Source organism: Bradyrhizobium sp. OK095 (genome assembly GCF_900109945.1).
In the GTDB taxonomy this organism is placed as follows: domain Bacteria; phylum Pseudomonadota; class Alphaproteobacteria; order Rhizobiales; family Xanthobacteraceae; genus Bradyrhizobium.
This window is the reverse complement of the sequence record NZ_FOBX01000001.1, coordinates 586229-601622: the sequence shown is the minus strand read 5'-3', so window position 1 is coordinate 601622 and position 15394 is coordinate 586229. Positions and strand designations below refer to the sequence as shown.

Genomic DNA, 15394 nt, shown 5'->3' with positions numbered 1-15394 from the left:
GCGCGGCGGCAAACACGGTTGTGAGTTGGCAATCGGAGGCAGGCATGTCGTCCAATGCGTCATTTCCGGCAGGGCAGCTCGCTCCGCCGCGTTTTCACCTCGCAATTGCACATGAAGCACGATCGCCCACGGTGCCGGATGGCGGCGGCGGCGTGCCGATCCACCTCTTTATCCTCAGCGATGTGCGCCTGCTCTGCGAAGGCTTGAACTCGTGCCTGGCACGGCAGGAATGCTTACACATCACCGGCCACGGCGATCTCACGACCTCGCCGGAGCAGATCGTTGACAGCGGTGCTGCGGTGCTGCTGGTCGACATCGCGACGTCGCGAGGCTTACAGCAATCGGCGGCGTGCCGCGCCTTGTCGCCGGCGCTGAAGGTCGTCGCCATCGCGGTTGCCGAGGTCGAGCGGGACATCCTCGCCTGCGCAGAGGCCGGGGTATCCGGCTTCGTGCTGCGCGACGGCTCGATCAGCGATGTCGTCGCCGCCATCCACAACGCGATGCGCGACGAGCTGGTATGCTCGCCCAGGGTCGCTGCCGCCCTGTTCGGCCGGCTCGCGCTGCTTTCCGCCCAGGCCGTCCCACGAGAGCCCGCCACCGGCGTCGACACGCTGACGCCGCGGGAGCACGAGATCATCCGCTTCGTCGGCGAAGGCCTGTCGAACAAGGAGATCGCGCGGGCCTTGCGGATTCGCAATTCGACCGTCAAGAACCACATGCACAACGTGCTCAGCAAATTGCAGATCCGCCGCCGTGGCGAGATCAGCAAGCATCTGCACGCGGCTGGTCCGGGGTCGCCCGCACCATCGCGGGTCCAGCCCCGCTAGACCCTTCGGCCTAGATCCTTCGATCCGGCGCGGGACGGAATTCCGCATCACAGCGGATCGCTGCGACACGCCGCGCGGCCGTTCGCGACATCGTCATTGCCGCGCCGCGCACCTGGTCCGGACCATCACCTGCATCCTCGCTGAACCCTTTGGCTCAATCGCGCCGCCGCGCCCCGTGCAAGGCTCGTCGTAAAGGTGGCCATTGCGACAGAGACGCATCCTCATTGCAGGATTTCCGAGGCTGATGACCGATATTCTGGAGCATGTTGTCGCGAAAGATCCGGCGCTGTCCGTGGTCGGCATGAGCGACGGCGCCAATCTGGCAATGGAAGCCCGCCGCACCCGCGCCGACGTCATCCTGGTGGCGCAGCAGGCCCGGGACGAGCGCGACAGCCTGGCAAGCCTCTTGTGCAGCCGGCCGCGGATGAAGGTGGTCACCATCGTTGCAAACGGCGAGAGCGGCGCGCTGTACGAGCTACGGCCACACCGCACTGTCATCGCCAAGATCACAACGGAATCGCTGTCGGAGGCGATCCGTGGTCCGCCCGGAGCCGGGCGCAGGCCGCGCCAAGCGCGCGCGCGCAGGCGAGGCAAGACCATCGTTGCGATCTGACCGAGCGAGACAGACCGCCAAATCACAGGAGCCGACATGCCCTCAGCCCTTCTGCAACCCGGCGTCTATATCGAGGAAATCTCCAGTGGTGTGCGCTCGATCTCGGGCGTAGCGACGTCGATCGCGCTGTTCATCGGCTGGGCGCCGCGCGGCCCCACCGACCGCGCCGTGCGCATCTCGAGCTTCGCCGACTATGAGCGCGCCTATGGCGGGCTCGACCGCCGCGCCTATCTCGGCTACGCCGTGCGCCAGTTCTTCGACAACGGCGGCAGCGACGCCTACATCGTGCGGATTGCGCTGTTCAACTCGGGAACGCCCGCAAACGACGCGAAGACCGCGACCTGCGCGATCGACGATCTCGGGATCCAGGCGAGCTCGCCGGGCCTGTGGGCCAACTCCTACAGCGTCAAGCTGACGCTGCGTGCCGACGACAACACCCGCTTCCGGCTCGACGTCATCGGCCCGTCGCCCCGCACCAACATCGTCGAGACCTTCCAGGATCTGTCGATGAACAAGGCCGACCCACGCTGGGCGCCGAGTGTCGTCAACGGCCGTTCCGCCTTCATGGACAACCTGACCACGGCGTCAGCGAATGTACCGACCGCGGCCACGAAACCATTTACCGGCGGCGTCGACGGCACAGTCCTCCTCGCCAATGACGGCTCGTTCGTCAGCGCGATCGATCCGCTGTTCGCGACCGGCGGAATCGTCGATCGCATCGACCTGTTCAACCTGGTCTGCGTTCCCGGTCTCACCAACGTCAATGCAACGACCCAGCCTGCGCTGGCCAAGCTGCAACAGCGTTGCCACGCCCGGCGCGCTTTCCTGATCGTCGACAGCCTCCAGAACGAGACGGTCGCCAACATGAGCGGCGGCACGGGCGAGGCCGGCCTTACCGGCGCCGACGGTAATTTCTCCGCACTGTACTATCCCTGGGTGATGCAGGCTGATCCGCTGCAATCCGGCGTCGTGCGCGACTTTCCGCCTTGCGGCTTCGCCGCCGGCGTCTACGCCCGGACCGACGCCACGCGCGGGGTCTGGAAGGCGCCGGCCGGCACCGATGCCAGCGTCAACGGCGGCTTCGGCTTCGCGCTGACCTTGAGCGATGCCGAGAACGGCCAGCTCAATCCGATCGGCGTCAACTGCCTGCGCACACTGCCGGTCTACGGCAACGTGGTCTGGGGCGCGCGCACGCTGCACGGCCAGAACGACCGCGGCTCGGAATGGAAATACGTACCGGTGCGGCGCATGGCGCTGTTCCTGGAGGAAAGCCTGTACCGCGGCACGCAATGGGTGGTGTTCGAGCCCAATGACGAACCCCTCTGGGCGCAGATCAGGCTCAACATCGGCGCATTCATGCAGGGCCTGTTCCGGCAGGGCGCGTTCCAGGGCCGCTCGCCGCGCGAGGCCTATTTCGTCAAATGCGACCGCGAGAGCACGACGCAGGCCGACATCAATCTCGGCATCGTCAACATCATCGTCGGCTTCGCGCCGCTGAAGCCCGCCGAGTTCGTCGTCATCAAGATCCAGCAGATCGCCGGCGATATCCCAACCTGAGGCAAAGAAACCTGAGGCAAGCAAATGGCACAGTTCTCGGTCAATCCGCAGCGCTTCGATCCCTACAAGAATTTCAAGTTCCGGGTGAAATGGGACGGACGCTACGTCGCCGGCATCAGCAAGGTGTCGGCGCTGAAGCGCACCACCGAAGTGGTCGAGCACCGCGAGGGCGGCGATCCCTCGACGGGGCGCAAATCGCCCGGCCGCAGCAAGTTCGAGGCGATCACGCTCGATCGCGGTGTCACCCACGACACCGAGTTCGAGAAATGGGCCAACAAGGTCTGGCATTTCGGCGCAGGCCTGGGCGTCGAGGTCTCGCTGAAGGATTTCCGCAAGGACATTATCCTCGAGGTCTACAACGAGGCCGGGCAGCTCGCGCTCGCCTACAAGATCTTCCGTTGCTGGGTCTCGGAATACCAGTCGCTGCCTGATCTCGATGCCAACGCCAACGCGATCGCGATCCAGCACATCAAGCTCGAGAACGAGGGCTGGGAGCGCGACCAGGCCGTCGCCGAGCCATCCGAGCCCACTTTCACAGATCCGGCCTGAGACAGCCCATGTACTCCGCCGCCGCGCAACGCGAACAGGATATTTTGGCGCTGTGGGACCGGGCCGCCGGTCGCGCGCGGCGGCAGCGCGACGATGCCTTGCTTACGGCGGCCGGCGCGGCGGCGACCGACTCGATCGGCGCCGGCAATGCCGCGCTCCTTTCCTTGCGCACGCGTTTGTTCGGCGCGTCCTGGCGGCTGCGCGCCGTCTGCCCCATCTGCCACACCGACTGCGAGTTCACGGCCGACAGCGCAGTGCTCGCGGACGGGCTTGCGCCACCGGTTGATGCCACACCGCCCCGCGTCGCGATCAGCGGCAGCGAGCTGACGCTGCGTCTGCCGGCGCTGTCCGATCTCGCCGGACTGGCCGCGGCCTCCGATTCCGCGACTGCGGCCCGGTTATTGCTCGCGCGCTGCCTCGGCGAGGCGTCGCCGATTACATTTGATCAGGACGCGCTCGACCGGATCGAGGCCGAGCTCGAACGTTGCGATCCCGGCGCGGTTGTCGCGTTCACGCTCGACTGCCCTGATTGTGGACACACCTGGCAGGCCGTGATCGATATCGCGCCGGCACTCTGGGCCGAAGTCCAGGCGGCGGCGGAGCGCAGCCTGCTCGAAGTCGATGCGCTCGCCCGCGAATATGGCTGGAGCGAAGCCGAGGTGCTGGCGCTGCCGCATGCCCGCCGCGCCGCCTATCTGCAACTCGTGGGTGCCTCATGACAGGCCTCCTGCAAAACCTCGCGCGCCTCGGGCGCGGCGAACCGATCGCAGGCGCGGCACGCGTTGCGCTGCCGCCGCGTTTTGCCGCTCCGATCCAGACCGACAATGCGCCGGTGCTCGAAACATGGCCGGACGAAAGGCAGCCGTCAGCGCCGCCGCAGACGGCGATACATGGCTTCGCTGCAGACCATTCTCGTACGGCAGCGCAAGCGCCGCGGTCGATCGAGGCGGAGCCAGACGACGCGGAATCCCCGCTACGCCCAGCGGCCAAACCCGCAGGCGTTGCCCGGCCCGTTCAATCGAACGCGGCACCGCCAAGATCGCCTGACGCTTCCGCCCAGCCTGTCGCTCCGCGTGATCCGCCGTCCATCGCGCATCCCTACGATGCGGCCGTGCATGATACGCCCCGACTTCGAAACGAGGCGGCAACACCGCCCACGCCCCCGCTCGGCCATGCCGTGCTCGCCAGCCAGGCGCAGCGTCGGCGCGAGACGCCGCCCGTGATCAAGGTGACGATCGACCGCATCGACATTCGTTCGCCAGAGCCGCCGCGTGCCGCCCGCACCGTCAAGCCCGCGCCAAAGCCGTCGGTGTCGCTGTCCGACTATCTGCGCCGCCCGGGACCGGGAGGCCGCGCATGAGCTCACCGCTTGCGATCGGCGCGGTCAGCGCAGTGTTGCGCAATCTACTCGACAATGGGCTGATCGAGGCCGGACCCGCGGTCGGCGGCACGGTCAATGTCAGCGCCGTTGCGCCCGACACGATCGACCTCACCAGCGCCGAAGAGCTGCCGCGGCTCAATCTGTTCCTGCATCAGGTGACGCCGAATCCCGCTTGGCGCAACCAGGCTCTGCCGTCGCGCTCCTCGAGCAGCGGCGAACGGCTGACCAATGCACCGCTCGCGCTCGATCTGCACTATCTCCTCACGGCCTATGCCCGGGTCGATTGTCAGGCCGAGATCCTGCTCGGCTATGGCATGCATCTGTTGCACGAGCGCCCGGTGCTCGACCGCGCTGCCGTGCAGCGCGCGCTCAATCCCAATCCGCTCGACATCGCGATGCTGCCGCCGGCGTTCCAGGCGCTCGCAGCAGCCGACCTCGCCGACCAGGCCGAGCTGATCAAGATCACGCCGGCCGTGATGGGGCCCGAGGAGATGTCGAAATTGTGGGCGGCAATCCAGTCGCATTATCGACCGTCAGCGGCCTATGTGGTGTCGGTGGTGCTGATCGAGGCCACCAAGCCCGCGGTCTCGCCGCTGCCGGTGCTATCGCGCGGGATCGTCGATCCCGTCACCAAGCGCGACCGCGGCGTCGTCGTCAATCCGGATCTGCTGCCGCCATTGCCGACGCTGTTTACGGCAACGCCGCAAAAGAACCAGGCGGGCGCGCGGCTCGGCGAGCTCGTGGTGCTGTCCGGCATCCGCCTCAGCGGTAGCAATTTTCATGTGCGGCTGGCACATCCGCTGTTTCCGATTCCGTTCGAGCTGGTGCCGGGCGTCCCCAATGACGACGGCACCGAGATCACCGTGGCGCTGCCGAACGATGCAGCTGCGCAGGCCGCACTCGCACCCGGGCAATGGAGCCTCACGCTGCGCCTGTTGCCATCAGGCGAAGCCAACGAGCGCGAGACCAATGCGGTGGCGCTGATCATCGCACCCGCCTTGGTCATTGCTGCCGATGCTCCGCTTTCACTGTCCGCGGCGACCGTGCTGCGCAAGACTGCGCCGCTGCGCGTCACCGCCACCCTGTTCTCGCGCCCGCAGGTGCAACCGCGGCAGCGCGCCAGACTCGTGCTCGGCACGGTTGAAGCCGCCGCCAATCCGCGCACTGCCGCCACCGACCCGCTGGTATTCGACTTCGCCCCGACCCTTCCTGCCGGCGCCTATCCGGCACGGCTGCGTGTCGACGGCGTCGACAGCCTGCTGCTCGATCTCAGCGGCGCTGCACCGGCCTTCGACGCCTCGCAAACCCTGGTCGTGCCGCCATGAACATGCACGACAGACCGCAAGCCCGGCCCGAGATCGACTGGGCCAGCCGCAACCAGCAATGGCTGGCAATGCAGGTCACCGCGCTGCGCCTGCGCCTCGCGCCGCAGTTGGAAAGCCAGTCCGCGAACACCGAGTCGGCTCCGCAGGAATGCGACAATGATTTCGGGCCGGCACTCGATGCGCTGACAAAGCTGTTCGGCCTGTCGCCGTTCGAGCGCGAAATCGTGCTGCTCGCGGCCGGCGTTGAGCTCGACAGCGCGCTATGCCGCCTGGTCAGCGAGACAATGGCGCAATCGCCCGAAGCTGGTGCGAGCACGCAGCCGACGTTCAATTTCGCCATGCAGACGCTGAATGAGCCGCATTGGGATGCGCTGTCGCCGCTGCGACCATTGCGGCGCTGGCGCTTGATCGTCTGCGAGGGCCGCGAGGCGCCACAGCGCCGGCCGATCCAGATCGACGAGCGCGTGCTGCATTACCTCACCGGTGTCGCCGCGATCGATGTCCGGCTGATCGGGCCCGTCCGCTGCGAGCCAGCCGGACCGGGCGATCTCGATACGCCGCTCGCAACCAATATCGCACACGCCCTCGGCTCCGGCGCGGCCGCACTGGTCGCGCTGGATCATGCCCGCGGCGAGATCGAGCCGCAGCGCGACCTCGCGCGCGCCGCGCTCGCCGAGTTCGGCGCGAACGGCCTGTGGCTGCACTCCCGCGACCTGCCACACGATCCGCGCGAGATCGCCGAGATGGCCTGCCTACTCGACCGCGAAGCAGCACTATCTGACGCCATCATCGCGCTCGAGCTCGACCATTCGCCTGACGCCACCGATGCGGAAGCGCGTGCAGTGACGCTTCTCGCCCATCTGGTCGGACCTGCGATCGTGCTCAATGCGCCGGAGCCGGCGCGTCTGTCGCGGCTGCGGCAGCGGCGCATGCTGCGTTTGCAGGTCACAGACGCGTCCGTCGCCGCGCGGCAAGTCGCAGCCCTGCATGGACTGCCGCGCGAACAGGCCACGGCGCTCGCAGCCGCCCTGCGTCCGGCCTTGCGGCAATTCAACGTACCCGCCGCCGAACTGCGCCTTGTCGTGACCGAGGCACTGGCCGGGGTACAGGGGGAGCCGACCCTGCTGGGATCTGCGGTGTGGCGGCTCTGCCGTACCGCGGCGCGCGGCGGGTTGGATGCGCTGGCGCAGCGGATCGACTGTCGCGTCGCATTCGACGATCTGGTCGCACCGCCCGTTGTGATCGCGCAGCTCCGCGCCATCGCGGGCGAATTGCAGCACCGGCCACTTGTCCATGGCGACTGGGGTTTTGCCGCACATAACAGCCGCGGGCTTGGTGCCGCCGCACTGTTCGCCGGCGACTCCGGCACCGGCAAGACCTACGCCGCCGAGGCGATCGCCAGCGCCGCCGGACTCGATCTCTACCGCGTCGATCTTGCCAGCGTCGTCAGCAAATATATCGGCGAGACCGAGAAGAATCTGAGCCGGCTGTTCGAGACCGCCGAGACCAGCGGCGCTATCCTGCTGTTCGACGAGGCCGACGCGCTGTTCGGCAAGCGCAGCGAGGTGCGCGACAGCCATGACCGCTTCGCCAATATCGAGATCGCCTATCTGTTGCAGCGAATCGAGACCTATCGCGGGCTCGTGATCCTCACCACCAACATGAAGAGCGCGCTCGACCGCGCCTTCCTGCGCCGCATCCGCTACGTGATCCAGTTCCCCTACCCCGACGCCGCCGCGCGCGAAAAACTGTGGCGGATGCAATTCCCGGCCGATGCGCCCCTCGGCGAGGTGGATTTCGCGGGCCTCGCCAGGCTGCAACTGACCGGCGGCAACATCCGCGCCATCGCGCTGAACGCGGCCTTCCTGGCCGCCGCAGACGGCGGACGAATCGGGCATGAAGCGATCAACGCCGCGGTTCGCGCCGAATTCTCCAAGCTCGAACGCCCCTACAACGGACCCAGGCAGGAGGTGTGATCGTGCGCTTCTCGTTTGCCAATATGAGCTGGCTGTCGCAAGGCGCAACCCAGGCGCATACGGCGGCGGGGCGGGAACGCGAAGCCAACGAGCTTGCCGACAGCGCGCTCTCCCGGACGCCCGCGCCGCGCCAGGCCGGACCGGCACGCGAGCCTGTGGCAAACCGGCTCGACCTTGCCTCGCAGCCGCTTGCGCCGACCACCCGTGCCGACATGGAGGGCCGGTTCGGCTGCGACTTCTCGCAGGTGCGTGTCAGCACGGATGCCAAGGCCGATCGCACGGCGAGCGGATTGCACGCCCGTGGTTTCGCCTATGGCAACCAGCTCGTCTTCGCGCGAAACGAGTTCGCGCCGCACACGCCGTCCGGCCGAAGACTGCTCGCGCACGAGCTCGCCCATGTCACCCAGCAACGCCAGAGCGGGCGCGCCGAGATTGCGCGACAGGGCAAGCCGGGCCCATCGCTGGAGGACGAGGCATCCCAGCTCCAGGTCGATCTCGGCGCAGCCGCCGACGCCGCAGCTCGCAAGCCGCTGGTTACAAAAGCGCTCGATTTCTGTGGTCGCGGCGTGGCCGCCCTGACGGCTGCAAAGACCTCGAACAAGACCGACGACATCGAGAAGTGCCGCGACGCGTTGAAGAAGGTGGCGCGCGCGCTTTCCGCCAATGGCGAGCGCGACGCCGCCGTTCAGTTCGCGATCAAGAGCAACGACCCCGAGGTCTACGGTGCGGTCGTCTCCAACATGCGCGGTGGCAGCGGCGTGAGCGGTCAGCAGAGCTTCTTGCGGCAACTGGCCCCTCTCGGCGGCCAGACGCTGACCGCCGAGGACACTAAGCATTCCCAGAAATGGCTGAAAGACAACACCTCGGCCATCGGCAAGACCTTTGCAGAGCTTGACAAGAAGGGCGTCAAAGGACTGAAGCGCGACCTGTCGCTGGAGCTGTCGGAGGACGTCCTCAAGGAATATTACACGCATTCGCCCGACGACGAGAAGCCGGACCTGCTCGGCGATCCCACGGCAAAAACGCTCAAGACCGACCAGAGCACGAACCAGATCAAGGCCGATTGCGACGTCTACGCCACTTATGCGGCGCGGCTGCTGCGCGAGCAGGGTTGGACCACGGCGATGTACATGACCATCATCCCCAACGAGGCCAAACCCGGCGAAACCAAGATCCGCGACGCCCATGCGGTCGCGCTCGCCCGGAAACAGGTCGACCCCAGCGATGCCTCGAAGGGATACAAGTTCATCGGCGTCAGCAACACCACGATCAGCGAATTCGGCACCAAGACCGACAACAAGACGGCGCTACCCGATCTGAAGGCGCTGGCCCTTACCGTCTACGATCCGCCATTGCAGAATTACGACGTCTACGCGGCCGACGCCGGCACAAATGGCGAGTTCGACCCGAAGCTGCTCGATCCCAAGAACAACAAGCTGGTGCCGATGGAATCGATCCGGCCCACACCGGTCAAGGGAGCGACGCCGTGAAAGATCCCGGCATCGAGGTGCGCATCGGCCGCCTGGTCGTCGATGCGCCGCAGCGCGGGGAAACCGCGGGGCTCGCGGATGCGATTGGCGCGGCGCTGCACGCGCGCCTTGTGCAATCTTCGGCCACCGTTGAGGCCGCCAATACGCGTAGCGCGCCGCAAGCCATCGCCGACCGCATCGCGACGCAATTGACGACAACGGTACCGCGCTTCGGGATGACCGCACGAGGCAAGCCATGACGGCCCAGGCTGCGCCCAAAGTCGCCGTGAAACAGGCCGTTCCGGCGCGAGCGCCCGCGCTGGAGGTGCGCCCTGCGCACGATCATTTCGAGCAGGAGGCCGATCGCGCTGCCGCAACGGCGCTGCGGTCGGGCACGGCCAATGCAGGCCCGCCGTCATTGTCACCACTACCGCGCGCCCCGGATCGCGCGGCAACGCCGACGCCGGCGTCGGTGTCCGAGATCGTACGCTCGGCGGGAACGCCGCTTCCCACCGCGGTCCGAGAGGACATGGAACGGCAATTCCGTTCCGACTTCAGTCGTGTACGAATCCACACCGGCCCCGCGGCCGCAGTCTCGGCCCGCGCGATCGACGCCGCTGCATATACGTCAGGCGAAAACGTCGTGTTTGGCGACAGCGCTTACGATCCCCGCACCCGACATGGCCGGCATCTGCTGGCCCACGAGCTCGCGCATGTCGTGCAGCAACGCGGCACCGCTCCGCGCGCAGTGCAGCGGCGCTGTTGCCTGGAAGATTTCGGCATCTGGCTCGGCCTCGTCGAAGGCAGTTTCACCGACGTCGAGCTGCACGCCTATCTCAGGGGGATCACCGAGGCCAAGGTCAAGGAGGGCGACCACAGCAGCGACAACAAGGCGCGCGCCATCGTCCGGCTATGGAAGGCGAGTAACGCCGGCTTTCCGCTCAATCCCCTGCAAAAGGCGCTACTGATCCAGGAAATGCAGGACGGACCGACGCTGACCGACGACGAGAACGCCATTCTCGACCTGCTCGAGCTCAGCGACGTCGCAGCCCTCAGGATCATGTTCGGCGAGGGCAAGCTCAGTGTCACTGAGCTGGAATCCGATCTCGACGACGATTCTGCCAAGCGGCTCGCGGCTTTCTTCAACACCCGCTTCGAGGGCGGCCGCGATGCGCTGGCCAACAGCACCGTTATCCCGAAAGGCTTGCCCGGCAAGAACACCCCGACTTTCGACTACGATAGCGCGGGGGTCAAAAAGCGGATCGACGCGGTCGGAAACAGCAGGGATATCGACCTCATTGCGGCGGAGATCTTCGGGCTTGCACCCGCCGCGCGTGACAAGGCGATGCAGGACCTCAGCGAGTTGCGAGCCGAGGCCGTGCGCAAGGTCGACGAACTCGAGGGGAAGGCGGACAATACCCTCGACTCGTTCGTTCAAGCCGAGCTGAAGCAGGATGCCAAGAACGCCAGAATTACGTCGAGCAAATACGACGTGCTGCTCAGCCGGGTCTTTCGCGACATCGCACTCACCGTCAGCGGCAAGGATCTCTCGAACACGGTCGCTCCCAACGCAGCGCAAAAGGTCGAGATCGCCAAGGCGCTGAAGCCGGAGGTCCGCACCGACGAAGCTGGTGGCGCCACCTCCTTCGACAAGAAGCAGTATGAAGATGCCCTGCGCAAGCTGATACCGAACATGATCCAGGACAATTGGGACAGGCAGGTCAAAGGCCGCGGACCCAAGGAGCACGACGACAAGACCAAGACTCGCGATCTCACAGAATTCGAACGGATCGCAAAGGCCAGCAAGGACGAGACAGACAAGGTGTTCGCCGGCTACTACACACGATCGGACCATCCCGAGTTCAAGGCGGGTTCCAAGGAGCAGGGCGGCAGGATTCACGATCGCTTCGCCGATCTGCAAAAGATTCTGAACGATCCAAAGACGCCCCGCGAGAGCAAACAGGAAGACGCGCGCGGCTTCCTGTTTCATCTGCTCCAGTCGGACCAGGCGGTACGCGACCTCAACCGCACCTTCAACGTCTCGCCGGCATTCAACGAACGGGGGCCGGTCAACGACGCCGCGAAGATTCTCGACAAGCTCGCCACAGAGTTCACCGGCGGCGACAAGAAGACCGCAAAAGTTAAGACCAAGGGCAGGATCAGTGACGGGTCAAAGGACAACGACCAGACCGACAAGCTGAACGACATCCGGCGCGGCTGGGACGCAGGTGCCGGCCCCGGCGCTCTTGGCAGCATCGACGTCCAGATCTTCAAGAAGGAGAATCCCGAAGAGGACCGCGATTCGCTTTGGGACAGCTTCCAGACGCTGATCCATGAATACATCCACACGCTGCGATCGGGGCCATATACCGCCTACGCGAACAGCTTCGGAGACGGTCCCGAATACAACACTCTGATGGAGGGCGTCGACACGCTGCTCGACGAAGTCGTCTGGGAGAACGTCGCGCCACGCGTCACCGATCCCGCGTTGCGTCTCGCGGTCGAAGGCCCCGCCTATGCCAAGGAAGAGCCGATCAACGTGATCTCCGCATCGCGCCGGCGCTATCCGTCCCATGCGGAGGCCATGAAGCTCGTTGGCATCGTCGGCATCCGCAACCTCTACGCCGCCTATTTCCAGGGCGACATCGAAAAGATCGGCGGCGACATCACGAAGATCGGCAAAACGCCATGACCGGCCTCACCTCCTCACCGAAGCTGATCAAGGGCGGCCTCGTTGTGCTGGCGCCGGGCGGCGGCACGGTGCGCAGGCAGATCGCGCTTCAGTACAATCCTGATACGCTGACCCGTACCTATCAGGTGCAGGGCACCGGCGGCGACGGTTCGGCGGGCGGGCGGGCGCAGCCGTTCCGGTTGAAGGGTCCGGCGATCGAGACCATCAAGCTCGATGCCGAGATCGACGCCACCGACCAGCTCGCCGATCCCGACGCCCATGCCAATGCGGTCGCCTTCGGTATCGCGCCGCAGCTCGCGGTGCTCGAAGCTCTGGTCAATCCCAGCGTCGACGATCTGCTCGGGGTCGCGAGCCAGGCCGATGGCGGCACGCTCGAGATCCTGCCGCCGGAAGCGCCGCTCACCTTGTTCGTCTGGAGCAAGAACCGCGTTGCACCGGTGCGCGTCGCCGAATTCTCCATCGTCGAGGAAGCCTTCGACCCCGCGCTCAATCCGATCCGCGCAAAAGTCTCGCTCGGGCTGCATGTGCTGAGCACCGACGACCTCGGCTTCACCCATCGCGGCGGCACCATCTTCCTCAACTATTTGCGCAATCGCGAGGCGCTCGCTGGCCTCACCGGCGGCGCCTCACTCGCCTCGCTTGGCCTTTCCAGCCTGCCCTGACGGAGCACAACATGTCCTCGGATCCCGTCCAGATGCTGATCGATGCCGGTGCATTTCCGGACAACAATTTCGCGCCGAACAGCCGCTACCACGGCGCGGCCATCGGGCGATTGAAGCGCAGCGCCGACGATCCCGGCGTGGCCTATGTGCTGCGCCGCTTCATCCCGCAAGGCCGTGACATCGGCATCGCCGGCGAGCACATCGTCAATGCCGGCGAGCGACCCGACACACTCGCCTCGGCAACTCTCGGCGATCCCGAACTGTATTGGCGGGTGGCCGACGCCAATGTCGTGACCGATCCGTTCGAGCTCACCGACACGCCCGGCGAGCGCGTGCAGATCCCACGTCCGAACGGGCTGTAAGGAGACCAGTCCCGATGATGCAAGGCGGCGTACAGCTCTCGCTCCAGATCGGCCCGTCGCCGGTGCCGGCGCCGCGCGAGGTACTGGAGACGCTAACCCATGCCAAGATCGAGATCGGATCGGGCGATGCGCAGAGCGGTTTTGAGCTGACCTTCGACCTGCCGGTACGCTCGCCATTGCGCACCATCTTCCTGCTCGCCGGCGGCGGTGCGCTGCCGCCGCTGCTCCGCGTGGTACTGATCGTCACCATCAACGGCACCGCCGAATCCATCATCGACGGCATGGTCACCAATGTCGAGACCCAGCCCGGCAGCGGCGGCGTCGGCAAGCTGGTGATCAAGGGCAAGGACATGTCGGCGCTGATGGACATCATCGAGCTGCCCGGCCTGCCCTTCCCGGCGATGCCGCCCTCGGTGCGGGTGCTCGCGATCCTCGCGAAATACGCAGCTCTCGGCGTAATCCCGATGGTGATCCCGAGCGTTCTCGATATCCCGCCGATCCCGGTGCAACAAATTCCGCAGCAGAAGGGCAGCGACTACGCTTACGTCAAAAAGCTCGCGGGCGAGGCCGGTTACGTCTTCTATCTTGAGGCTGGCCCGGCTCCAGGCGCCTCAAAAGCCTATTGGGGACCGGAGATCCGCTTCGGCGCGCCGCAGCCGGCGCTCACCACCAACATGGATGCGCTCACCAATGTCGAGGAGATCTCGTTCAACTTCGACAAGGAACGCAAAATCATGCCGATCGTGTTCTTCCAGGAAAGCAACAGCAAGGTGCCGATCCCGGTGCCGATCCCCGACATCACGCCGATGAGCCCGCCACTCGGCGCGGTGCCGCCGCTTCCGCCGAAGATCGAGAAGCTGGCCAACACGGCCCACCTCTCCGCGCCGCAAGCGTTGATGGCAGGGCTTGCCTATGCGAGCCAGCACAGCGACAGCGTGTTCGGCAACGGTAAGCTCGACGTCGCCCGATACGGCCGTCTGCTGAAGTCGCGACAACTGGTCGGCGTGCGCGGCGCGGGCCTGCCTTACGACGGGCTCTATTACGTCAAGAACGTCACCCACGAGATCGAGCGCGGCTCCTACAAGCAGTCGTTCTCGCTCGCACGCAATGCGCTGATCTCGACCGTGCCGCAGGTGCCGACATGAGCGATGCGCCCCTCTTCGGAAAATATCGCGCGGTGGTGATCAATAACATCGATCCGCTCCAGATCGGCCGGATCCAGGCGATGGTGCCTGACGTCGGCGCCGTCATACCGACAAGTTGGGCGATGCCGTGCGTGCCGACCGCGGGCATCAATGCTGGCTTCTTCACGGTGCCGATCATCGGTGCCGGCGTCTGGATCGAGTTCGAGCGCGGCGACCCCGACTATCCGATCTGGGTCGGGTGCTACTGGGGAAGCGCTGCGGAAGTACCGGTGCTGGCGCACGCGGTACCGCCCGGCGTGCCCGGCATCACCCTGCAAACGCCTTTGAAAAACGGCCTCACCATCAGCGACGTGCCGGGCCCGACCGGCGGCATCCTGATGCAGACCACCACCGGCGCGATGATCTCGGTCAGCGACGTCGGCATCACGATTTCCAACGGCAAGGGCGCGATCATCACCATGACCGGGCCGAGCGTCGACGTGAATCTCGGCGCGCTCACCGTGATCTAGGAGGAACACATGCCCGCTCCCATCCTGCATCTTGGCGCCACCGTGCTGTGCAGCCATGCCGGACAGGCGATGCCGATGTCGCCGTTCCCGCGCGTGATGCTGTCGGGCCAGCCCGCAGTCAATCTCACCAGCCCCTATGCGATTGCAGGCTGTTCGCTCACCGGCTCGGCGCCACCTTGCGTCACCGCGCAGATGGTGGTGGGCGCGGCGCGGGTGATGATCGGCGGCGCCCCGGCCGCAACCATGATGGGGCAATCGGTCTGCACGCCGACGGGCACGCCGATGCTGCCGGTGGTCGCGCAGATGCGCGTGCTGGCCACTTAAGGG

The 15394-nt window shown here is 66.0% G+C and carries 16 protein-coding genes; all 16 read left to right on the top strand.

Translation table 11 applies throughout. The features are described from left to right. The first annotated feature begins 44 nt into the window (after window positions 1-44). Entirely contained in the window at window positions 45-827 is a 783-nt protein-coding gene (locus BMW89_RS02800) for a LuxR C-terminal-related transcriptional regulator (RefSeq protein WP_092022457.1), read from the top strand. A 244-nt stretch (window positions 828-1071) separates the two neighbouring features. Next, window positions 1072-1440 (top strand): hypothetical protein, encoded by a 369-nt coding sequence (locus tag BMW89_RS02795; protein WP_092022455.1) that lies wholly within the window; start codon window positions 1072-1074, stop codon window positions 1438-1440. Between the two features lie 36 nt (window positions 1441-1476). Then, window positions 1477-2997, top strand: a complete 1521-nt coding sequence (locus tag BMW89_RS02790) for a phage tail sheath family protein (RefSeq protein ID WP_092022453.1) — start codon at window positions 1477-1479, stop codon at window positions 2995-2997. A 24-nt stretch (window positions 2998-3021) separates the two neighbouring features. Then, entirely contained in the window at window positions 3022-3546 is a 525-nt protein-coding gene (locus tag BMW89_RS02785) for a phage tail protein (protein WP_092022451.1), read from the top strand. An 8-nt stretch (window positions 3547-3554) separates the two neighbouring features. Next, window positions 3555-4265 carry a hypothetical protein gene (locus BMW89_RS02780; RefSeq protein ID WP_210187554.1) on the top strand — a complete coding sequence of 237 codons (711 nt, stop codon included), beginning with the start codon at window positions 3555-3557 and terminating at the stop codon, window positions 4263-4265. Between the two features lie 392 nt (window positions 4266-4657). Next, the gene (locus BMW89_RS37195) at window positions 4658-4906 is read left to right on the top strand and encodes a hypothetical protein (RefSeq protein ID WP_143062692.1); all 249 of its coding nucleotides are present in this window, start codon (window positions 4658-4660) and stop codon (window positions 4904-4906) included. Beyond that, window positions 4903-6252, top strand: a complete 1350-nt coding sequence (locus BMW89_RS02770; protein WP_092022447.1) for a Pvc16 family protein — start codon at window positions 4903-4905, stop codon at window positions 6250-6252. Before BMW89_RS37195 ends, BMW89_RS02770 begins: the two co-directional genes overlap by 4 nt. Next, window positions 6249-8228 (top strand): ATP-binding protein, encoded by a 1980-nt coding sequence (locus tag BMW89_RS02765; protein ID WP_210187553.1) that lies wholly within the window; start codon window positions 6249-6251, stop codon window positions 8226-8228. The genes BMW89_RS02770 and BMW89_RS02765 overlap by 4 nt, the downstream gene beginning before the upstream one ends. Before the next feature lie 2 nt (window positions 8229-8230). Next, window positions 8231-9718 (top strand): eCIS core domain-containing protein, encoded by a 1488-nt coding sequence (locus BMW89_RS02760; RefSeq protein ID WP_143062691.1) that lies wholly within the window; start codon window positions 8231-8233, stop codon window positions 9716-9718. After that, window positions 9715-9957, top strand: coding sequence for a hypothetical protein (locus tag BMW89_RS02755; RefSeq protein ID WP_092022443.1), 243 nt, complete (start codon window positions 9715-9717; stop codon window positions 9955-9957). Before BMW89_RS02760 ends, BMW89_RS02755 begins: the two co-directional genes overlap by 4 nt. Then, complete coding sequence (locus BMW89_RS02750; RefSeq protein WP_092022441.1) at window positions 9954-12389, top strand: eCIS core domain-containing protein; 2436 nt, start codon at window positions 9954-9956, stop codon at window positions 12387-12389. Before BMW89_RS02755 ends, BMW89_RS02750 begins: the two co-directional genes overlap by 4 nt. Further along, window positions 12386-13051 (top strand): hypothetical protein, encoded by a 666-nt coding sequence (locus tag BMW89_RS02745; RefSeq protein WP_092022439.1) that lies wholly within the window; start codon window positions 12386-12388, stop codon window positions 13049-13051. Before BMW89_RS02750 ends, BMW89_RS02745 begins: the two co-directional genes overlap by 4 nt. A gap of 11 nt (window positions 13052-13062) precedes the next feature. Beyond that, window positions 13063-13413 (top strand): Base plate wedge protein 53, encoded by a 351-nt coding sequence (locus BMW89_RS02740; protein WP_092022437.1) that lies wholly within the window; start codon window positions 13063-13065, stop codon window positions 13411-13413. Window positions 13414-13427: 14 nt separating this feature from the next. Continuing rightward, on the top strand, window positions 13428-14558 hold the full coding sequence (locus BMW89_RS02735) for a hypothetical protein (protein ID WP_092022435.1): 1131 nt from the start codon (window positions 13428-13430) through the stop codon (window positions 14556-14558). Continuing rightward, the gene (locus tag BMW89_RS02730) at window positions 14555-15067 is read left to right on the top strand and encodes a phage baseplate assembly protein V (RefSeq protein ID WP_092022433.1); all 513 of its coding nucleotides are present in this window, start codon (window positions 14555-14557) and stop codon (window positions 15065-15067) included. Before BMW89_RS02735 ends, BMW89_RS02730 begins: the two co-directional genes overlap by 4 nt. A 9-nt stretch (window positions 15068-15076) precedes the next feature. After that, window positions 15077-15391 carry a hypothetical protein gene (locus tag BMW89_RS02725; protein ID WP_092022431.1) on the top strand — a complete coding sequence of 105 codons (315 nt, stop codon included), beginning with the start codon at window positions 15077-15079 and terminating at the stop codon, window positions 15389-15391. Window positions 15392-15394: the final 3 nt, after the last annotated feature.